The organism is Acinetobacter indicus (assembly GCF_009914475.1).
Lineage (GTDB): Bacteria > Pseudomonadota > Gammaproteobacteria > Pseudomonadales > Moraxellaceae > Acinetobacter > Acinetobacter indicus.
Genome location: NZ_CP045198.1, coordinates 2454732 through 2474996, shown reverse-complemented (window position 1 = coordinate 2474996; position 20265 = coordinate 2454732). Strand labels below are relative to the sequence as shown.

Below are 20265 nucleotides of genomic sequence, written 5' to 3'. Positions count from 1 at the left end.
CTCCGTATTATAGACTGAAAAACCGGCTGGCTAAAGTTCGGCGCAAGAATAAAGATTAAAATTATCTGTTTGTAAAACTGAAGAAAATACAATGATGGCAATAGGCCAAAAATACAAAAAGAGGACATACAGCGGTGAAAAAAACGCTATAACTATCAAGATAAAGCTTTTTGTAATGAATAACTTAAGATTAGATTAAAGATATTTTCAGGGAAGTTTCCATGTGGTTCAAACTTAAAATCTGGCTACAAAACCCTTCAGAAAACTTATGGCTGATGCCGGCGCTGGGTGCCATCTTTGCGACATTTTTTTCATTATTTGCCATCGCCAGCCAGTATTTTATTCCGGCCAGTACGGTACCGAATATCAGCATCGACACCTTGGGCAGCTTGCTGGATATTATTGCATCCAGCATGCTGGCAGTGACGACCTTCTCATTGTCGATTATGGTGGCAGCTTTTGCTTCGGCTTCAAGCAGCGGCACACCACGTGCCTATAGCTTGATGATGAGCGATGACAACACCCGGCTGGCCATTTCCAGTTTTATTTCCGCTTTTATTTATGCAGTGATTGCCAAAATTGCCCTGGGGCTGGAGTACTACGGTCCATCCGGACGTTTTGTGCTGTTTATCAGTACCATTCTGGTGCTGATGTACCTGATTTATACCCTGATTCACTGGGTACAAACCCTGTCCAAACTCGGCAATTTAACCACCACCATCGACAAGATTGAAACTGCGGCCAAAAAGGCCTTGGGCCAGTTCCGGCATCAACCGGATTTGGGGGCAACAGGGCAGAAGCCTGCCTTTGCGCCCAGCTTTTGCGTCTATAGCAGCACAACCGGCTATTTTAACCATGTCGATCTGGCCGGACTGGAGCAGATTGCCGCGCAGCAGCAACTGCATTTACATCTGCCATCTATGCCGGGCAAATTTTTAGATCCGATGACTGCGCTGGTCGAGGTCTATAGCCCGCAGGCGCTGTCCGAAGAACAGCAACAGCAGATCCGCGATCAGATTCTGCAGCATCTGATTATTGAAACCAATCGCAGTTTTCTGCAGGATCCGCGTTTTTGTCTGCTGGTGATGAGTGAGGTCGGGCAAAAAGCCATGTCGAGTGCAATTAATGATGTCGGTTCTGGCATTAGCGCGCTGAATGCGCTGACCCGGATTCTGATTGACAGTCGCCCGGACCCGGAGGCGACGCGCTGTGACTGTCCGCATCTCAGTATTGAGTGCTTTGATCTGCAAGACCTGATTTATGGCAGCTTTATGCCGCTGGCCCGCGATTGTGCCCAGAATCTGGAGTTAAATCAGCGCCTGCTGAAATGCCTGTCGATGATTGCGCAGAATGTGCCGGAACCGGAACTCAGACAGGCGGCCACGCAGATGGCGATGCAGGTGCTACAACGCTGTTTACATCACTTTGATTTCGCACCAGAACGGGCGCTGATTCAAGCAGATTTCGCCGCGCTTTTTCCGCATCTGCCACAGCCTGAATAAGACTTAACTGCTGCGAAAAACGAAGTAAACACAACCGAGCAGGCATAAACCGGCCCAGAGATAATCCAGTTTAAATGGCTGCTTGAACAGATACAGCATAAACGGCACAAAGACCAGCAGGGTCACCACTTCCTGGGTAATTTTCATTTGCCCAAGTGACCAGCCATGCTGGGCCAGTAAGCGCGTGGCCGGAATCATAAAGGCGTATTCGAGCAGGGCAATCATCCAGCCAAACAAAATGGCCTGCCACAGCGGCGCGCCATGCAAAAATTTCAGATGTCCATACCAGGCCAAAGTCATAAAACAGTTGGAAATAATTAACAGCAGTAAAGGGAAGGACATAGGCGGCAGCATCCAGAAAACATCAGCCTATTGTACGGTTTCAGGCTAAAAAAGCAGTGTGGCCATGTGGATTTTTTTCACGGTTAGCATCCACCTGGAAAATGCCTGATTTTTTCGGATTCCAGTCAACGAATCCCTACAAGAATGACTATCTTTTCCGAAACAGCCTTGCTATCGTTGCTGACAATTCAATACATCATGACCAGGCCATCAACAAGAATGGTACGGTCCTACACGCAGTGGAGTAACAGCGGATGCATCTGCATATTTTGGGTATTTGTGGCACTTTTATGGGCTCTCTGGCCTTGTTGGCGCGTGATCTGGGACATACCGTGACCGGTTCCGACCAGAATGTTTATCCGCCGATGTCGACCCAACTGGAAAATGCAGGCATTACCTTAATGCAGGGCTATGACCGCAGCCATTTACAGCCGCATCCGGACTTGGTGATTGTCGGTAATGCCATGAAACGTGGTATTGATGCGGTGGAATATATGCTCAATGCCGGTCTGCCTTATGTTTCAGGTCCACAATTCCTGGCCGATCATGTGCTGCAAGGCAAGCATGTTCTGGGCGTGGCCGGCACCCATGGTAAAACCACCACCACCACCATGCTGGCCTGGGTGCTGGATCAGGCCGGTCTGGAACCGGGCTTTTTGATTGGCGGTGTTCCGCTTGGCTTTAAAGAAAGCGCGCGTTTAGGTGGTGGCAAATACTTCTGTGTTGAAGCCGATGAATACGATTCTGCTTTCTTCGACAAGCGCTCCAAGTTCGTGCATTACCATCCGAAAACTGCCATTTTAAATAACCTGGAATTTGACCATGCCGATATCTTTGATGATCTGGCGGCGATTCAAAAACAGTTCCATCATCTGGTGCGTACCATTCCAAGTGAAGGCTGCATTATTGCACCGGTTACCGAAACCCATATTGATGAAGTGCTGGAAATGGGCTGCTGGACACCGGTGGTCCGCACCTCACTGACTGCACATGCCCAGGCCGCGCTATCTGCCGAGCAGTTACAGGCCGATGGCTCACATTTTAAAGTGCTGCAAGATGGTGTGGTTCAGGGCGAAGTCTGCTGGAACATGACCGGCCAGCATTCAGTGGCCAATGCCCTGGCAACCATTGCCGCGGCGGCGCATGTTGGTGTATCGATTGAAACGGCCTGTGCGGCCTTGTCCAATTTCGGCGGGGTAAAACGCCGTATGGAGCTGCTCGATACCGTACGCGGCATTGAAGTCTATGATGACTTTGCTCACCATCCGACGGCAATTGATACCACCCTGGAAGGCGCGCGCAAACGTCTAGGTGAACGTAAACTGTGGGCGATTATTGAGCCACGTTCCAATACCATGCGTATGGGCAGCCATAAAGATGGACTGGCACATTCAGCACGTCTGGCCGATGAAGTAATCTGGTATCAACCGGAAGGGCTGGACTGGGATTTACAGCCAGTAGTAGCTGCGGCTCCGAACAATGCCAAAATTGCCCGGACACTGGATGAGATTATTCACACGGTTAGCCAGGAAGCAGGCGAGGGCGATGCGGTGGTGATCATGTCTAATGGCGGTTTTGGTGGTCTGCACCAGAAATTATTAAGCGCATTAAAATCGGCTTAAGCACGTTTATTGACCTGAAACATCATTCAACGGGGCTGTAGTTAGAATACTGCAGCCCTGTTTTATTGTCATACAATTCAATAGATTAAAATAAATATACAAATGTCTGAATAAAAAAGGTTTTTTTAGAGATAAACTTGTCATCAACTCCTGTTCAGTTAGAACGATCACATCCTGTGCCATCACAGTTCCTGATGAGGTGAATAGGCGCAGGCTGTCCCACAATAAGTACAACAAGAGGATGACCACCATGTCCCAGGCAATGCAAGCCATGGTTTATCATGGCGCCAATGATATCCGTTTTGAACAGCGTCCACGTCCCCAGATTCTGCAACCCACCGATGCCCTCATCCGCGTGACCAAGTCAACGATTTGCGGTACCGATCTTGGCATCTGGAAAGGCAAAAACCCGGAAATTGAAAGCACCGCAATCGAAAAAACCGGCCAGTTTGATGGCCGTATTCTCGGCCATGAAGGGATCGGGATTGTCGAAGAAGTCGATACGGCGGTCAAAAATTTCAAACCGGGTGATTATTTCCTGCATCAGCCGCTGCGGTACCTGTGAAAACTGAAAACTGCCAGAAACAGCTCTATGCGCACTGTCGCAATGAAGGCGGCTGGATCATGGGCTATATGATTGACGGCACCCATGCCGAATATGTACGCACCCCATTTGCCGATACCTCGCTGTATCCGCTGCCGGAAGGACTGAATGAAGAAGTCGCGGTATTTTTATCGGATGTGTTGCCGACTTCGCATGAAATTGGCGTGCAATATGGCAATGTCAAACCCGGCGATACCATTGCCATTATTGGTACCGGCCCGATCGGGATGGGTTGTCTGCTGACTGCACAATTCAATTCTCCAGCGCAAATTATTGCAGTAGATAGGGATGATAACCGCTTGGCCATGGCCAAAGAACTTGGCACGACCCATACCATTAACTCGGCCAAAGAAGATGCCATTCAGCGCATTCTGGAAATTACCGATGGCCGCGGGGTCGATTGCGCCATGGAAGCCGTGGGGGTAGAAGCCACCTGGAATATTTGCCAGCATGTCGTCAAAGAGGGTGGTCATCTGGCCAACGTCGGAGTACACGACAAATCGGTGAATTTCGAGTTAAATAAACTCTGGATTAAAAACCTGACCATTACCACCGGTCTGGTCAATGCCAATACCACCGGCATGCTGCTCAAAATCTGCTGTTCCGGCAAACTGGATGGAACGTCTGGCCACCCATCATTTTAAATTTGACCAGTTTGAAAAGGCTTATGAGGTATTTAAACACGCTTCAGATGAAAAAGCCCTGAAAGTGATCATTGATTACAACTAAGGTCTTTATCGGCAATCAAAAACCACGAGTTCATGCTCGTGGTTTTTATATATTGGCTGACCCTCCAAAGTCGGTGGCGGGTTCAAGCGCCAGATTTAAGCGGCGACATCAGCCAGGCTGGGCTCGCGTCGAAACATGACTTCAACATAAGAACAGACCGGTACAATCTTGAGCTGTTTTTCCCGGGCAAACTCGACCAGCACATCCAGTAATTGGCGGGCAATGCCTTGGCCACGCAATGAATCATCTACCCAGGTATGGTCGGCGACAATTTTATGCGTGTCTTGCCATTGATAGGTAATTTCAGCAATCCGCTGTCCATCCCGTTCAATAAAAAATGCGCCGCCACGTTTTGCCTCTTGATGTTGAATATCCATTGCTGTCCTGCCTTAAAGTTTATGTGTCACCTGATGAATTAGGGTTGAAGTACATCCTGAATAGATGGGTCTTTTTCAAAAGCCGCTTTGGCATAAGGGCAGAGCGGTATAATCTTGATCTGCTGTTCGCGGGCATAATTGACCGCAGCTTCAACTAAGTGACGTCCCACACCCTGACCACGTAACTGTTCACTGACCGTAGTATGGTCAATAATGATTTTATCTTCGCCGGCGCGTGAATAAGTCATCTCTGCCAGACGCTCGCCATTGGCTTCAACAAAAAAGGCCCCTTTGCTGTCATTGTTTTCGTGTTGCACCATCATTTTTATCATATCCTCGCATCTGGAATAGTCAGTATCTGCTTTATTCACAGAAAAAGACAGAAAAGAAAAGTGCGACTTACATTTTTTATGATCTGTGAAACATGACTAGGTTTTTAATTAAAACACAGATATAATTCATTACATTTTTAATACATTGTAACATTTCTGACCATGGATCTTTTTTTCATCATTATTTTGTTGTTGTTAGGTTTAGCCATTTATCTCGGCATTTCAATCTATAAGGAAAAATCTCGCGATCCATTTAAATAAGCCTATTTGCACTTTACTTAAAAATATGCAATTCTATGTCGACTTTGGGGGTCTTACCCCAACACAGAATTGTTGAACAAGGGGAGTAGCCTCCTCCAAACGTTTAAGAATGAAATTTCAGTTTTTGAACGTGTCAGAATATCGTCATTACACTTTGCAAAAAGTCGGTATCTGAGCATCTTTAGGTCACACTTGATATAAAAAAGTGAAACACTAAGATGTAGGCAAGACCTTGATCATGTTGTTATAGATGTTTTTCATCTGGCAGCTGGTCAAGGTTTTTTTATGGCCAGTCGTCCGATGTGGAGAATTCACATGGAAACAATTGGTACGCTCTGGCTGTATCTTGTCTTTTTCGCAATTGTCGCCGTCATGCTGGTGATCGATTTTGTCGGCTTTAAACATCAGGAAGTCAAAGTCCGTACTGCTGCCTACTGGAGTATTGCCTGGGTCAGTGTCGCGACTTTATTTGGTGGTGGATTATGGCTGTATCTGGAGCAGACTGCAGGTGCGGCAATTGCCAATACCAAGGTCATGGAATACTTTGCTGGTTATCTGCTGGAAAAATCCTTGGCAATTGATAATGTCTTTGTCTGGCTGATGATCTTTGCCGCCTTTGCCATTCCACCAGCGTTACAACGTAAATTGCTGTTGTATGGCGTACTGGGTGCAATTGTGCTCAGAACCATCTTTATTTTTATTGGTGCCTGGTTTGTACAGGAATTCTCCTGGATTCTGTATCTTTTCGGTGCGTTCCTGGTGTATACCGGCTTCAAATTCCTGCGTGGTCAGCATGAAGAAGACAGCAATATTGAAGATATGGCCATTCTGAAATGGCTACGTAAACATATGCGTATCACCCCGCAACTTCAGGGCGATAAATTCTTTGTCCGTCAAAATGGTTTGCTTTGGGCAACGCCGTTATTCTTGGTGCTGATTCTGGTCGAAGCCTCTGATGTCATCTTCGCAGTCGATTCTATTCCTGCTATTTTTGCTGTCACCACCGACCCCTTCATTGTGCTTACTGCCAACCTGATGGCAATTTTAGGCCTGCGTGCAATGTTCTTCCTGCTCTCAGGTGCCGCCTCAAAAATGCATTATCTGCCTTATGGCCTAGGTTTGATTCTGGTCTTTATCGGCTTTAAGATGCTGATGCTGGATGTATTCCATATGCCGATCTGGATTTCACTGAGCTTTATTGTGATTGTCTTGACGGTGACTGCGATCTTGTCGATTCGTCACAGTCGCAAGCATCATGAAACCACGCTCTAAAGTGGACTGATTGATCAAAAAGCCCGTTGCATACGGGCTTTTTTTATTTTCTACATTCAGGACTTACTCTTGAATATCAGCGTATAAGAACGCGATTTAACTGAATATTTTAGAGCTGCTCCAGTGGACATCTTGTGTTTCCCCAAAACTGGCAACAGTTTTGCATGACACCCGATGTCTGTGACTGAATGTTGGATTTTCCATACAGGGCAGCGCTTTTCAGCTACAATCAACCGAAAAAATTAAACAAGTGCAGGTTTTTCATGTCTTCTGTCATTGCAACGACGGCAGTACGCGGCCGCTTCCTCGATATTCAGAATACAGTTGCCCAAGCGCGTGATATTCACGACCAAGTGCGCTATGTAGAAGATGGTTTATTAATCACCCAACACGGGAAAATTCACTGGTTTGGTCCCTGGGAAGAGGGGCAGGCGTATATTCCGGCCGGTGTTTCGGTGCAGCATTATCCCGATCAGCTGATTATACCCGGCTTCATTGATACCCATATTCATTTCCCACAAACCGAAATGGTGGGCGCCTATGGCACCCAGCTGCTGGAATGGCTGAATACCTATACCTTTCCAACCGAAATGCAGTTTGCTGATAAAAGCTATGCTGACAAGATTGCTGCATTTTTTGTGCAGGAACTGCTGAAAAATGGCACCACCACGGCACTGGTGTTCTGTACCGTGCATCCTGAATCTGTCGATGCCCTTTTTGAAGCCGCAGAACAGCACCAGATGCGCCTGATTGCTGGTAAAGTGCTGATGGACCGTCATGCACCCGAGGAACTCTGTGACACGCCAGAACGCGCCTATCAGGAATCTAAAGCACTGATTGAAAAGTGGCATGGAAAAGGCCGTAATTTATATGCGATTACCCCGCGTTTTGCACCGACCTCAACGCCGGCACAACTGGAAAAAGCGCAGCAGCTGAAAGCTGAATATCCGGATGTGTATTTACATACCCATTTAAGTGAAAACAAAAATGAAATTGCCTGGGTCAAAAGCCTGTTCCCGGAGCAAAAAGGCTATTTAGATGTCTATCATCATTATGGGCTGACCGGTTCGCGTTCGGTATTTGCGCATTGTGTACATCTGGAAGAGCAGGAGTGGGACTGTATGCACCAGACCAATTCCGCAATTGCCTTTTGTCCGACCTCCAACCTGTTCCTGGGCAGTGGGCTGTTCCCGATTCATCAGACCTGGCAGAAACAGGTCAAAATGGGCCTGGGCACCGATATCGGGGCAGGGACCTCGTTTAGCCAGCTGCGCACCATTAGCGAAGCCTATAAAGTCCAGCAGCTACTTGAGCAAAACCTGTCGGCCTATGAAGCACTGTATCATGCCACTTTAGGCGGTGCCAAAGCACTGGATCTGGATGACAAGCTCGGCAATTTCAATGTCGGTAAAGAAGCTGATTTTATTGTGCTGGATTTAAACGCCACCGCCTTGCAGGCCCTGCGCCAGCAGCACAGCAAAGGCCTGGAAGACAGCCTATTTGCACTAATGACCATGGGCGATGAACGGAATATTCAGGCCACCTATATTTATGGACAATGTGCCTATGTCCGCGACTAAACCTATACGCCGGGCGCAACCGAAATGGCGGGTGGCGCTCACGCTGATTGGTCTGGCCTTATTGCTGAAAAGAGACCACCCGGTCAAAAATGCTGTTTTTTTAGACAGCAAAGAGGATGCATCTGACCGCAAGATGTATTAAAATTAAGGCATATTTTGGGGTGTTGCAGGTCAACACCTTTTTTATTTTTTGCTCTTTTAGGGATCTACCCATGACCGTTGATATGAAAGTATTGATTTCTGCTGAAGAAATTCATGCGAAAGTTCAAGAACTTGGTAAACAGATTAATGCGCATTATGCCAATAGCGACAAGGAGCTGGTGTTAATCGGTTTACTGCGCGGTTCTGTGCTGTTTATGGCCGATTTATGCCGGACCATTGAAAAACCGCATGAACTGGACTTTATGACCGTTTCAAGTTATGGCGGCAGTACTGTGTCTTCGCGTGATGTAAAAATCCTGAAAGACCTCGACGGCGAAATTCGTGGCAAAGATGTGCTGGTGGTAGAAGATATTATCGACTCTGGCAATACCCTGAGCAAAGTACTGGAAATTCTACAAACCCGTGAACCAAATTCGATTGAGCTGTGTACCTTGGTCAGCAAACCGTCACGCCGTGAAATTGAACTGGAAGTTAAATTCCTGGGCTTTGAAGTAGAAGACAAATTTATTGTCGGTTATGGCCTCGACTATGACCAGAAATATCGCCATATCCCGTTTATTGGTGAAATCGGTCTGTAAGCAACCGCAAAAGAAAGTGGCGTTCAGCCACTTTTTTTACGACAAAGCGGACAAAAAAACTACAATCTGTAGCAGGACTCTACTGTTTGTCCTCTCAAAAATCCTGAAAAATAAATCAAATAGCAACAACTCAACTTGATAAACCATAACAAGAAGGAGACAGGAGATGTGGACACTTATTGTGGCTATCGTGATTGGTTTTATTGCAGGTCTTATTGCCCGTGCCATCCATCCAGGTGATGATAAAGCAGGCTTTATTATGACCACCTTACTCGGGATCGCCGGTTCACTGTTGGCCACTTACGGCGGTCGCTTCCTCGGTCTGTATGATGAAAACTCAGCTGCCGGCTTTATTGCCTCGGTGATTGGTGCGCTGATTATTCTGTTTATCTATAACATGATTTCCAAACGCTCACATCGCGTTTAAATCAATAAAAAAGCACCGTTCATTTGCCGGTGCTTTTTTATGGTCTAAAATCTGACTTTTAACAATCTGAGCTTAGAGTCCAAATTCCTTGAAAATCTGCTCAATCTGCGCAGCAGGGTAGGCGCCCATCACCTTAAAACCATTCGAGAAAATAATGGCCGGTGTGCCGTTTAATCCCAGGCTTTGCGCCAGTTTCAGATTACGCTGAATCGGATTGGCACAGGACTGGCTCGTGCGCGGGCTAAGACCTTTGGCAATCAGGTCTTCCCAGGCCTGGGCCGGATTGGCTTCACAATACACCTGCTGCGAAGGGCGTACCGATTGTGCCTTTAACGGTAAAATAAAGGTGTAAATGGTGACATCATTGAGTTTTTTCAGCTCTACTTCCAGCTGTTTGCAATACGGGCAATTTGGGTCAGAAAAGATGGCTAGCTGACGTTTACCCGTCCCTCGAACCGTTTTTAAGGCATCTTGCAGCGGCAGTTTTTTCCAGTCGATGCTGTTTTGTTGCACCAGCAGCGCTTTGGTCAAATTCTGCTGGTCGCTTAAACGGATCATGGAACCGGCCAAAAAATGCTTGGCATCTTCATTCAGATAGACCACTTGACCCTGCATTGAACCACTATAAATCCCGCGCATTTCGGTGGCCTGAATATTCTGGATGTCCAGGTTTGGATGTTGCTGCTTTAAATTGGCTTTGACCGTGTCGACATTGGCCAGTGCCAGCGTTGAGCTCATCGCGAGCGCTGCCAGCAAGAATGCATGTTTGAACATAGTGAAATCTTGTCTTTATCAATCCTTGCCCGATTCTAATCTTAAATCGGGGCAAAGATTTAACTTTCATCAGAGAAATTTACCGAATCACTACAGCATCGACAATGGCGTTTCACGTGGAACATAAACCGGATGAATCGAGTTAATTTCAATTGAGATATGCACAATTTCCTCATGCACTGACAGGGCCGTGCGGATTTGATCGGCATTTAATTCATCTTCAGTTTCTACGGCCAGAATACAGGAAAACTTGTCACGACCGACTTTCCAGACATGCAGATCGGTAATATTGACCATTCCTGGCAGCTCGGCAATCACCTCGCGAATTTCTTCCACCACTGGATGATCCATTTCGGCATCCAGCAAGGTGCGTCCAGTTTCCTGAATCAGGCCCCAGGCCCAGCGCGCCACCAGAATCGAACCCACAATACCCAGTACCGCATCAAGAAAATCCCAGCCCCAGAACTTGCCGGCAATTAAGGCCACAATGGCAAAAATGGAGGTCACAGCATCGGCCACCACATGCATAAACGCAGCTTTCTGGTTTAAATCATGTGCTCCAGCTGTATGTGCATGCGCATGTCCATGCCCCGACTCATGGTGATGGTGATGGTGATGGTGATGGTGATGGTGATGGTGATGGTGATGGTGATGGTGATGGTGACCATCATCATGCAGTAACCAGGCACAAATCAAGTTGACCAATAGGCCTAAAATCGCAATGGGAATGGCTTCGTTATAATGAATATTAACCGGGAAAAATAAGCGTTCTACCGAATGAAACGCCATAAAACCGGCCACCACCAGCAATAAAATCGCACTGCTATAACCGGCCAGAATCTCAATTTTCCAGGTACCAAAGCTAAAACGGGCATCCTGGGCATAATGACGCGCCGCCCGATAAGCCACATAGGCCAGCCCCAAAGCCAGCATATGCGAGCTCATATGCCAGCCATCGGCCAGAAGTGCCATCGAGTTAAAAATCCAGCCGCCAATAATCTCTAAAAGCATCATGACACCGGTTAATATCGCAGCATATAATATACGCTTCTGGGCCAGTGGATTGCCTTCATCAAACTGATGGTGATGGGTACGGTGAGAAACATGATTTTGCATGGGGAGAATCGTCCAATATACTCCCCTATAGTATATTTGAAATTAAGGTGAAGTGTGGGCCATTTACATACAGATAAAAAAGTTTTAAATCGCATCAAGCGTTTACAAGGTCAGATCAGTGCGGTGGAACAGTCCATCCATGATCCGGAAAAAAGCTGTATCGAAGTATTACAGCAGGTGGCTGCGATTAAAGGCGCGGTTAACGGGCTGATGAATGAGCTGATTGAATCGCATTTGCGCCATCATGTCATTGGCGATGAGGTCGAGGTCAATGAAGTCGAACTGGATGAATTTTTAAAATTGTTAAAACGCTATACCTAAGCCCATCTTTCGATTGACCCACAAAATTCCTGCCTTTACACTGAAACGATCTTTTCTCATATCATGATACCTGAGCCAAAAAGCTGAGGTATTTTTTTATTCTCTCATGTCAAACGCTCAATCGTGGCAGCCGTTTTTAATGGTCAGCCTGGCGCTGTGTATTGGTACCGTTGGAACCGCACTGGCCAGCCCTTTATATCCCCTGTATCAGGAGCTGTGGCAGCTGCTGCCGAGTCATATTACCTATCTGTTTGTGGCCTATATGTTCGGCTGTCTGGCCACCTTGCTGTTTCTGGGGCGAACCAGTAACCGCTTTGGTTTTGTTCGCAGCTTGCAGGTCGGTATTGCCCTGGTCACGATTGGACTGATACTGTCAGCCTGGGCGCCGACAGCACTGTATTTGGGCCTCGGCCGCTTTATTATTGGGATTGCCTCCGGACTGATTACCACTTCTGCCATGCTGGGGCTGATGAATGTAGTGCCCGATAGCCATAAGCTGCTGGCGCCGCAGCTCAGCTCGATTATTACCGCAATTGGCTTTGGTTTAGGGCCATTTCTGGGCGGTGTGATTGCCCAGTTTGCCGAGCAACCGCTGGTCACGCCTTATCTTCCGGTGATTGTCAGTGCCATTTTCTGTGGGCTGGGCCTGTTCAAGCTAAAACAGCCTGCCTTTGAACAGCAGCCCTTTTCGGTTTATCCCAAATTACAAACCCCGGATGCGCCGTATCAGGCTGCTTTTTTTCTGGTCAGTTTCGCTGCGTTTTGTGCCTTTGCCGGCTTTAGTCTGTTTGCTTCGCTGTCGCCGTCGTTTGTGCAGGATATTTTGCCTTGGCATGGACCACTGGTCAGTGGTGTAGCAATTTCTGCGATTTTAATTATTTCAGCCATCGTCCAGTTTTTTGCCCGTAGTGTACTGCCTGCCACGGCCTTGCGCTGGGGTCTCTATGCGCTGCTCGGCAGCCTGCTTCTGCTGGGACTGTGTATGTCGCTGCAATGGAGCCCGCTGTTCTTTGTCAGTGATGTGCTGGTCGGAATTGGGCATGGCTTGAGCTTATTGGGCGCCTTTGGCCTGATTCACCAGATGAGTCAGCCGCACAACCGCGCTGCAATTATGTCCAGTTATCTGTTTATTGCCTATCTGGGCACCATTGTACCGATTATTGCGGTGGGTTATTTATCAGACCATTTTGGCTTAAGTGTGGGTATTATCAGCTTCTGCATGCTGATTGGGCTGCTTTGCCTCAGCCTGATCTGGCAGCAGCGTAAAGTGCTAACCTTTTAAATTAATGCTGTTGAGTCGGGGATGATCAGGCACCCTCGGCCTGATCCTGGGTGCGGACAGACTGCGCTGCCAATCAGATGCTGACCATATCAACATCCACCAGATGATTGAATAGTTTTATTTCTCTGTACCGGGTTGATGTTCCAGCTCTTTCATTAAAAAGTAGTTTAAAAAGGTCCGAATGACCGCAATAATCGCCAGTTTGATCAGGCTGTCCATATCCGCATCGACCGTGGTGGCCAGAATATCTGCGGCCAGCTGAAACTCCAGCGCAGTGGCCAGCCAGTTCCCAAAACAATAGCGCGCGCTGCGGCCGGATTTTAACTGGACCAGCACCATTAAGGTTTTGACCAGACCAATCACTACACAGACCACCGAGATAAACTCGAGTAACAGCTGCAGCACACTCACTAAAGCAACCAGTGACTCACGTAAATCAACCACCTCCAGCATGCCACACCTCCGGCAGTGTTTTTATAGACTGCATTCAGGATTTTATTGAAACAACTTGTAGGTTATTCACTCATCATAGGCTGAATATCGGGCAATAGAAGGGCGGATGGCAAGATGTAAACTGCCGCATACGATGTGACAGGCTGTTCCCTTAGAGTATACGAAACCCTTTAGGCTGAAATGACGAGATTGCCTGATAAAAAGCAATAAAAAAGCACCAGGTGGCTAACACCTGATGCTTTTAAATGCATAGCAAGCTCAGAGCGTACTACGCTTATTTTCCAATACAGAAAGAACCGAAAATTTTACCCAACAGATCATCGGCACTAAAATCTCCGGTAATTTCACCTAGGGCATTTTGCGCCAGACGCAGGGATTCAGCCACCAGCTCACCGGCATGATAATCTACCAGCTGCTCGCGCGCTTCGGCCAGATAGTACTGGGTGCGTTTCATTGCGTCTAAATGACGAGTTCGGGCAATAAAGGTATCTTCTTCCGGCTGGAAGCCTGCATGCGCTGTAATCGCATCTATGAGCGATTGAACACCGGTTTCCTGCTTGGCCGACACGGTAATATGACGAAAGCCCTGATAATCACCAATAACGGCTTCAGCACCAGTCAAATCTGCTTTATTACCAATCAGCATCAGACGTTTGGGTTCCAGATGATCGGCAAAATATTCCTGGGCCAAGGCCAGTGGATCTTCACCCTGACTTAAGTCATACACCAGCAGCAATAAATCGGCCTGTTCAATTTCTTTAATCGCGCGGCGGATGCCTTCTTTTTCCACCACATCACCGGTTTCCCGTAAACCGGCGGTATCGGTCAGGGTAATCGGCAAGCCATTTAAGGTGATTTTTTCATGCAGCACATCACGGGTGGTACCGGCAATATCGGTCACAATCGCCCGTTCAATCCCGGCTAAAGCATTCAGTAAAGATGATTTTCCGGCATTCGGTTTACCGGCAATCACCACCTGCAAGCCTTCACGTAATAATTGTCCCTGACGTGCCGATTGCTGTACCGCGGTGACTGAGCTGGCAACATCATCCAGCAGGGCCAGAATTTTACCATCGGCCAGAAAATCAATTTCTTCTTCCGGAAAATCAATCGCTGCTTCCACATGCAAACGCAGATGAATCAGTTTTTCTAAAACCGTATTGACCTTGGTTGAAAATGCGCCTTGCAGGGAGCGTACCGCTGAACGTGCTGCAGCCTGCGAGGTCGCGTCAATCAGGTCGGCAATCGCTTCGGCCTGTACCAGATCAAGCTTGCCATTTTCAAAGGCGCGCATGGAAAACTCGCCAGCTTTGGCCGCGGTCGCACCGAGTTCCAGTAAACGTGCCAGCAGGGCATTTTGAATGACCGGGCCACCATGACCTTGCAGTTCCACCACATCTTCACCGGTAAAGGAGTTTGGATTGGGGAAACAAATCACCAAACCTTCATCCATCACCTCACCGCTAGCCTCATAAAACTGGCGGAAGCCGGCAAAACGGGCTTTTGGCAGCTGCTTTTGGGTCAGGGCTTCAGCAATGGCATAGGATTTGGGACCAGACAGGCGAATCACCCCCACACCGCCACGCCCGGGTGGAGTGGCAATCGCAGCAATTGTTGTGGTTTGGGTCAGCATAAATTCACCTGTCGCAATGCTTAAAGTCGGGCCAAAAAAAATCCGCCTAAGAGTATCATCTTAAGCGGATTTATTCAGCTCGTCAGTACAACTTAGTTGACTGGGGTCGCTTCATCACGTTTGGCACGGTCTTTCTCAACAGATTTGTTGATCAGGCCTTGCTGCAAGATGGTGATCAGGTTGTTGACAATCCAGTACAACACCAGACCCGCCGGGAAGAACAGCAAGAACACAGTAAAGATCACTGGCATAATGCGGAAGACTTTAGCCTGCATAGGATCGGTCGGCTGCGGGTTCAGCATTTGCTGGATATACATGGTCGCACCCATGATCAGCGGCAAGATAAACCAAGGGTCCATTGCCGATAAATCCTGAATCCAGAGTAACCATGGCGCATGACGCAGCTCTACAGATTCCATCAGTACCCAGTACAGGGCCAGGAAGATTGGCATTTGCAGTAACAGCGGTAAACAGCCGGCCAGCGGATTGACCTGTTCACGTTTGTACAGGGCCATCATCTCTTGCGAGAAGCGCATCCGGTCTTCACCGAACTCTTCTTTCATGCGCTGCATTTCAGGTGCAATCACACGCATTTTCGCCATAGAACGGTAGCTCTTCGACGATAATGGCCACAGAATCAGCTTCACCAGAATGGTCAACAGAATAATTGCCCAGCCCCAGTTCCCCACTAAGCCGTGGAAGAATTCCAAGCCTACAAATAGCAGTTTGGCAATTGGCCATAACCAGCCATAATCCACAGTCTGATTCAGACCAGTGGCCAGATCTTTCAGCTCTGACTGGATTTTTGGACCGCTATAGAAGGTCGCATCGACTTCTGCCACTGTACCCGCCGGTACATTAATGGTTGGCGAAGTAAAGCCGATAATATTCATATTATCGCCTGATTTACGCGATTCCAGCTTGGCGCTATACGGTTGGCCATCGGCCTGGGTCAGTTTCAGGTTACCCGGCACCCATGCACTCACGAAGTAGTGCTGTACCACCGCAACCCAGCCGCCAGTCGCTTCAACATTCAGTTTTTCTTCAGTGAAGTTGTCGAATTTCAGCTTGTTGTAGTGTTCATCCGGTGTCCCCCAGGCGCCGCCCAGGAAGGTACCCAAAGTGAAAATGCCCTGGTCCGATTTACCCGGATCATCCGAGTTATCACGTTTGATCTGACCAAACATTTGACCTTGCCAGTTCTGGCCACTGCGGTTTACCACTTTGTGGTTGACCACAATCGGATATTCGCCTTGCTTGAAGCTGAAGGTCTTGATAATTTCTACACCGTCAGCAGTTTTGTACACCATTGGTACATTTAACACTTTCACCGCTTCACCGTCCTGATTCTGAACGGCTTTGGCATCTTCCAGGCTATAGCTTAATTTTTCAACTTCATAGCTTGGACGACCATTACGGCTGCTGTCTGGTCCATTCAGACCAATCAGGCCTGACTGAGCGACATAGGTACGTTTGTCATCGCTTTCAAGCATTACAAACGGTGCATCACTGTCTTTATTTTTGTCATGATTGAGTAATTCAACACGAACAATATCACCACCTTTTGGATTGATCCAAAGATGATAAAGGTCAGTTTGTACTGAAATAAGCTGCTGACTTACAGGTGCAGTGGCATCTGTGGTTTGAGTCTGCTGCGCTGAAATATTTGCCTGCGGTACATCAGAAGCTGCTGTAGCGGTTTGGCCATTTGGCAAATCTGCAGACACTTCATGTGAAACCACCGCAGCCTGTTGCTGTGGTTGGGTTTCAGCATTTCCATAATCTTTTTGCCAAGCCAAAATGAGCAAATAAGCGACAACAAACATGGCCCCGAGAATTGCAATCCTGGCCCATTGTTGCATATCTATTACCCCAAGTGGTTAGAGTGATTTTGGTTCAATAAACGTTCACGAAAGGGTACAGCAATGTGACCCGTTTGAGAATCTATTTGCTGAAATGAAATAAAACGAATTGCTTTGGCCGGTACAGGGTCATAGCCCGAACCACCCCACGGATGACAACGACAGATACGTCTAGTCGCCAGCCACACACCACGTCCGGCCCCATGGATCTGGACTGCTTCCAGGGCATATTGAGAACAGGTTGGAATATAGCGACAACGTGGTCCAAGAAGCGGACTAATCGCAATCTGATAGAAACGAATCAACCAATGCAGTAAACGTACCATTGGTCATCTCTACTGATGTGGGGAGGGAGCTATTTTAGAATGCTTTTTGGCAAGGCGGTGCAATTTCTGCCAAGCAAATTGTAATTGCTGATGTAACTCTGCATTTGGCACTGTTTCAATCCCCATTTTGGGCATCACCACAATATCCAGTACAGCCAATTGCTGTTGATGCAGGCGAAAACTTTCGCGAGCAAGTCGTTTTACTCGATTTCTTTCGTGTGCACGACGCACTTTTTTCTTGGCAACAACAATACCCAAACGGCTGTTCAGCAGTTCGGACGGTTTTGCCAGAAATAAGAAATGGGGTTGATGCACTTTAAAAAGCGCACCATCAAACACATCTTTATAATCGGCAGCACAGCGTATACGAAGCTCTGTGCTGAAGCCATAAAGTGATGTCATAACACCCAAGTCGATGCAGCGTGACTGATTAAACAGTTAAGCTGTGACGACCTTTTGCACGACGGCGAGCTAATACTTGACGACCAGCTTTAGTAGCCATACGAGCACGGAAACCATGAACGCGTTTACGCTTTAATTCAGATGGTTGGAATGTACGTTTCATGTCGAAACTCCAAAAATGATCTTTCTATAAAGGTCCGCGATTTTAGTGCTCATTGCTTGAGCTGTCAATCAAAAACACGGTTTTCCTTTAAATAAGCCTAATTTTTATAAAAGGCCTTAAGTTTATCCAGGAATAGGCAATTGTACATATTCTGGCTTATTCACAAGCTATCCTATTGTTAAAACATATAAAATAAGTTATAAACAATATTATTCACATAATTATCCACAAGACCATGTGAATAAATTTATTCTCTGTAGGTTTAAATTCGAATTTAAATTTATTTTCAGTTTATCCACATCCGAGCACGCTCTAATATATAAATTCAAATTTATAAATTTAAATTTATTCTTATTAGGGTGGCTTTTTTATGTGGAAAAGCAATTTTTAAATTTAAAAAACATAGACTTTGCATGTGGATAACTGTGTTTTTATATTTTTAATACATTGTGGATAACTTTATGCTATGTTTTATCCACAGCTTGCGGATAAACTTATCCACACCAGCTTTTAAATTTAAATTTAGATCTTGATGTCTGTTTTTTGGCTAAATTCGCTCAATTTCTCATGACAGATGTGGATAACTTGGTTAGAATGGCGACCCGCTTGCAGCGGACGAATGCGTTTTAAATTTAAAATGGAATAAATAGGGGTTTTCACATGCTTTGGACGGACTGCTTAAATCGCTTGCGACAAGAGCTCTCTGGGAATGTCTTTACGATGTGGATTCGCCCATTAGTTGCAGAAGAATCAGAAGATACTTTACGTTTATATGCACCGAACCCGTATTGGACCCGCTATATTCAGGAACATCATCTTGAGCTGATCACGATTCTGGCCGAACAACTGTCTGAAGGACGGGTACGTAAAGTTGAAATCCTGGTCGATTCCCGTCCGGGCGCCATTTTATCGGCCAGTGAACAGCCGGCGACCACCACTGCTGCTTTAGAATCAACACCGGCACCGGTCAGCCGTCCAAAAAAGGACAAAGAAGAGAGTGGCAGCAAAAACAGCCGCAAGCGTCAGTTAAACCCTTTATTTACCTTTTCTTTATTTGTAGAAGGCCGTTCTAACCAGATGGCGGCAGAAACCTGCCGTAAAGTATTGACCCATCTGGGCGCTTCACAACATAACCCGCTATTTTTATATGGCCCGACCGGTCTGGGTAAAACCCACTTGATGCAGGCAGTGGGGAATGCCTTGTTGCAGGCCAAGCCAAATGCCCGGGTCATGTATATGACTGCTGAAAGCTTTGTACATGACTTTGTCAGCTCGCTACAGCAGGGCAAGGTTGAAGAATTCAAGAAAAATTGCCGTTCACTTGATCTGCTCTTGGTGGATGACATTCATTTGCTGGCCGGTAAAGAAGCCAGTCTGGTGGAATTTTTCTATACCTTTAATGCCTTATTGGATGAATCCAAGCAGATTATTCTGACGTCGGACCGTTATCCAAAAGAACTGACCGAACTGGACCCGCGTCTGGTGTCACGTTTTTCCTGGGGCTTGTCAGTTGGGGTAGAACCGCCCGATATTGAAACCCGGATTGAAATTCTATTAAAGAAAGCCGAAAGCAGTGGCGTCGATTTACCGCGCAACTGTGCCTTGTTTATTGCCCAGCAGGTGGTCGCCAACGTGCGTGAACTGGAAGGCGCCTTAAACAAGGTAGTCGCAATTTCCCGTTTTAAAGGCACCGCGATTGATCTGGATGTAGTGCGTGAATCTTTAAAAGATGTGCTGGCGATTCGTGCGCGTACCATCAGTACCGAAAATATCCAGCGTGTGGTCAGTGAATATTTCCGTATTCCACTGAAAGAATTGGTCGGGCCAAAACGTACCCGGATTTATGCCCGTCCGCGGCAGCTGGCAATGGGGCTGGCCCGTGAACTGACCGGTGACAGTTTCCCTGAAATTGGCATGGCTTTTGGTGGTCGTGACCACAGTACCGTGATGCATGCCTGCGAGAAAGTACAAAGCCTGCGCGAAGAAGATCCAATCTTCAACGAGGACTATAAAAACCTGCAACGCCTGTTGCAAAGTTAGGCCGGTTTGGTCAAATTCTGTTCTTGCAATGCGGCATATTCTGCCGCATAGTACACTGCTAAAAAATTAATTTTTATCTTCATCATCTTCAGTTGTTAGAGGAAA

23 protein-coding genes are annotated in these 20265 nt (G+C 47.1%); 12 read left to right on the top strand and 11 right to left on the bottom strand.

All coding sequences use genetic code 11. The features are described 5' to 3' along the window. Nucleotides 1-221 precede the first annotated feature (221 nt). On the top strand, nucleotides 222-1502 hold the full coding sequence (locus GA693_RS12210) for a DUF2254 domain-containing protein (protein WP_160240784.1): 1281 nt from the start codon (nucleotides 222-224) through the stop codon (nucleotides 1500-1502). A 3-nt stretch (nucleotides 1503-1505) separates the two neighbouring features. Here GA693_RS12210 and GA693_RS12205 read toward each other — a convergent pair whose 3' ends face one another. Next, on the bottom strand, nucleotides 1506-1844 hold the full coding sequence (locus GA693_RS12205; RefSeq protein WP_005181069.1) for a DMT family protein: 339 nt from the start codon (nucleotides 1842-1844) through the stop codon (nucleotides 1506-1508). 254 nt (nucleotides 1845-2098) lie between these two features. Here GA693_RS12205 and mpl point away from each other — a divergent pair, with 254 nt between their 5' ends. From mpl to GA693_RS14990, 3 genes are all read left to right on the top strand, one after another. Beyond that, on the top strand, nucleotides 2099-3466 hold the full coding sequence (gene mpl, locus GA693_RS12200) for a UDP-N-acetylmuramate:L-alanyl-gamma-D-glutamyl-meso-diaminopimelate ligase (RefSeq protein ID WP_160240786.1): 1368 nt from the start codon (nucleotides 2099-2101) through the stop codon (nucleotides 3464-3466). Nucleotides 3467-3716: 250 nt separating this feature from the next. Then, nucleotides 3717-4031, top strand: coding sequence for an alcohol dehydrogenase catalytic domain-containing protein (locus GA693_RS14995; RefSeq protein WP_323843777.1), 315 nt, complete (start codon nucleotides 3717-3719; stop codon nucleotides 4029-4031). Continuing rightward, on the top strand, nucleotides 4028-4714 hold the full coding sequence (locus tag GA693_RS14990) for a zinc-binding dehydrogenase (protein ID WP_323843776.1): 687 nt from the start codon (nucleotides 4028-4030) through the stop codon (nucleotides 4712-4714). Before GA693_RS14995 ends, GA693_RS14990 begins: the two co-directional genes overlap by 4 nt. 180 nt (nucleotides 4715-4894) lie before the next feature. Here GA693_RS14990 and GA693_RS12190 read toward each other — a convergent pair whose 3' ends face one another. After that, nucleotides 4895-5176: a GNAT family N-acetyltransferase gene (locus GA693_RS12190; protein ID WP_016659776.1), complete on the bottom strand. Its 282-nt coding sequence runs from the start codon at nucleotides 5174-5176 to the stop codon at nucleotides 4895-4897. Nucleotides 5177-5214: 38 nt separating this feature from the next. Next, nucleotides 5215-5499, bottom strand: a complete 285-nt coding sequence (locus tag GA693_RS12185) for a GNAT family N-acetyltransferase (RefSeq protein ID WP_005181078.1) — start codon at nucleotides 5497-5499, stop codon at nucleotides 5215-5217. Between the two features lie 585 nt (nucleotides 5500-6084). Here GA693_RS12185 and GA693_RS12180 point away from each other — a divergent pair. From GA693_RS12180 to GA693_RS12165, 5 genes are all read left to right on the top strand, one after another. After that, nucleotides 6085-7041, top strand: coding sequence for a TerC family protein (locus GA693_RS12180; RefSeq protein ID WP_005181081.1), 957 nt, complete (start codon nucleotides 6085-6087; stop codon nucleotides 7039-7041). 263 nt (nucleotides 7042-7304) lie between these two features. After that, nucleotides 7305-8621, top strand: a complete 1317-nt coding sequence (gene guaD / locus GA693_RS12175) for a guanine deaminase (protein WP_160240789.1) — start codon at nucleotides 7305-7307, stop codon at nucleotides 8619-8621. Beyond that, complete coding sequence (locus tag GA693_RS14790) at nucleotides 8608-8763, top strand: hypothetical protein (RefSeq protein WP_005181085.1); 156 nt, start codon at nucleotides 8608-8610, stop codon at nucleotides 8761-8763. The genes guaD and GA693_RS14790 overlap by 14 nt, the downstream gene beginning before the upstream one ends. Before the next feature lie 70 nt (nucleotides 8764-8833). Beyond that, on the top strand, nucleotides 8834-9361 hold the full coding sequence (hpt, locus tag GA693_RS12170) for a hypoxanthine phosphoribosyltransferase (protein ID WP_005181088.1): 528 nt from the start codon (nucleotides 8834-8836) through the stop codon (nucleotides 9359-9361). Between the two features lie 166 nt (nucleotides 9362-9527). Further along, nucleotides 9528-9788, top strand: coding sequence for a GlsB/YeaQ/YmgE family stress response membrane protein (locus GA693_RS12165; protein WP_005181091.1), 261 nt, complete (start codon nucleotides 9528-9530; stop codon nucleotides 9786-9788). A 72-nt stretch (nucleotides 9789-9860) separates the two neighbouring features. Here the strand turns inward: GA693_RS12165 and GA693_RS12160 are convergent, their stop codons facing one another. Together GA693_RS12160 and dmeF are read right to left on the bottom strand one after the other, a co-directional pair. Then, nucleotides 9861-10562: a DsbC family protein gene (locus GA693_RS12160; RefSeq protein ID WP_160240792.1), complete on the bottom strand. Its 702-nt coding sequence runs from the start codon at nucleotides 10560-10562 to the stop codon at nucleotides 9861-9863. Between the two features lie 90 nt (nucleotides 10563-10652). Continuing rightward, nucleotides 10653-11678 (bottom strand): CDF family Co(II)/Ni(II) efflux transporter DmeF, encoded by a 1026-nt coding sequence (dmeF, locus tag GA693_RS12155; RefSeq protein WP_075168115.1) that lies wholly within the window; start codon nucleotides 11676-11678, stop codon nucleotides 10653-10655. Between the two features lie 54 nt (nucleotides 11679-11732). Between dmeF and GA693_RS12150 the strand changes: the two genes are divergently transcribed. Together GA693_RS12150 and GA693_RS12145 are read left to right on the top strand one after the other, a co-directional pair. Next, complete coding sequence (locus tag GA693_RS12150; protein WP_005181098.1) at nucleotides 11733-11999, top strand: metal/formaldehyde-sensitive transcriptional repressor; 267 nt, start codon at nucleotides 11733-11735, stop codon at nucleotides 11997-11999. 106 nt (nucleotides 12000-12105) lie between these two features. Beyond that, nucleotides 12106-13281 (top strand): MFS transporter, encoded by a 1176-nt coding sequence (locus tag GA693_RS12145; RefSeq protein ID WP_434057934.1) that lies wholly within the window; start codon nucleotides 12106-12108, stop codon nucleotides 13279-13281. Between the two features lie 117 nt (nucleotides 13282-13398). Here GA693_RS12145 and GA693_RS12140 read toward each other — a convergent pair whose 3' ends face one another. From GA693_RS12140 to rpmH, 6 genes are all read right to left on the bottom strand, one after another. After that, entirely contained in the window at nucleotides 13399-13734 is a 336-nt protein-coding gene (locus tag GA693_RS12140; protein WP_160240794.1) for a DUF1622 domain-containing protein, read from the bottom strand. Nucleotides 13735-14008: 274 nt separating this feature from the next. Then, nucleotides 14009-15364, bottom strand: a complete 1356-nt coding sequence (gene mnmE / locus GA693_RS12135) for a tRNA uridine-5-carboxymethylaminomethyl(34) synthesis GTPase MnmE (protein WP_163143529.1) — start codon at nucleotides 15362-15364, stop codon at nucleotides 14009-14011. A 95-nt stretch (nucleotides 15365-15459) separates the two neighbouring features. After that, complete coding sequence (gene yidC / locus GA693_RS12130; RefSeq protein ID WP_005181113.1) at nucleotides 15460-17229, bottom strand: membrane protein insertase YidC; 1770 nt, start codon at nucleotides 17227-17229, stop codon at nucleotides 15460-15462. Nucleotides 17230-17234: 5 nt separating this feature from the next. Beyond that, the gene (gene yidD, locus GA693_RS12125) at nucleotides 17235-17555 is read right to left on the bottom strand and encodes a membrane protein insertion efficiency factor YidD (RefSeq protein WP_045795963.1); all 321 of its coding nucleotides are present in this window, start codon (nucleotides 17553-17555) and stop codon (nucleotides 17235-17237) included. 9 nt (nucleotides 17556-17564) lie between these two features. Beyond that, on the bottom strand, nucleotides 17565-17957 hold the full coding sequence (gene rnpA / locus GA693_RS12120; protein WP_005181120.1) for a ribonuclease P protein component: 393 nt from the start codon (nucleotides 17955-17957) through the stop codon (nucleotides 17565-17567). Between the two features lie 28 nt (nucleotides 17958-17985). Then, nucleotides 17986-18120, bottom strand: coding sequence for a 50S ribosomal protein L34 (gene rpmH / locus GA693_RS12115; protein WP_000831329.1), 135 nt, complete (start codon nucleotides 18118-18120; stop codon nucleotides 17986-17988). A gap of 660 nt (nucleotides 18121-18780) precedes the next feature. Between rpmH and dnaA the strand changes: the two genes are divergently transcribed. Beyond that, nucleotides 18781-20160, top strand: a complete 1380-nt coding sequence (gene dnaA, locus GA693_RS12110) for a chromosomal replication initiator protein DnaA (protein ID WP_104470782.1) — start codon at nucleotides 18781-18783, stop codon at nucleotides 20158-20160. The last annotated feature ends 105 nt before the right edge of the window (nucleotides 20161-20265 follow it).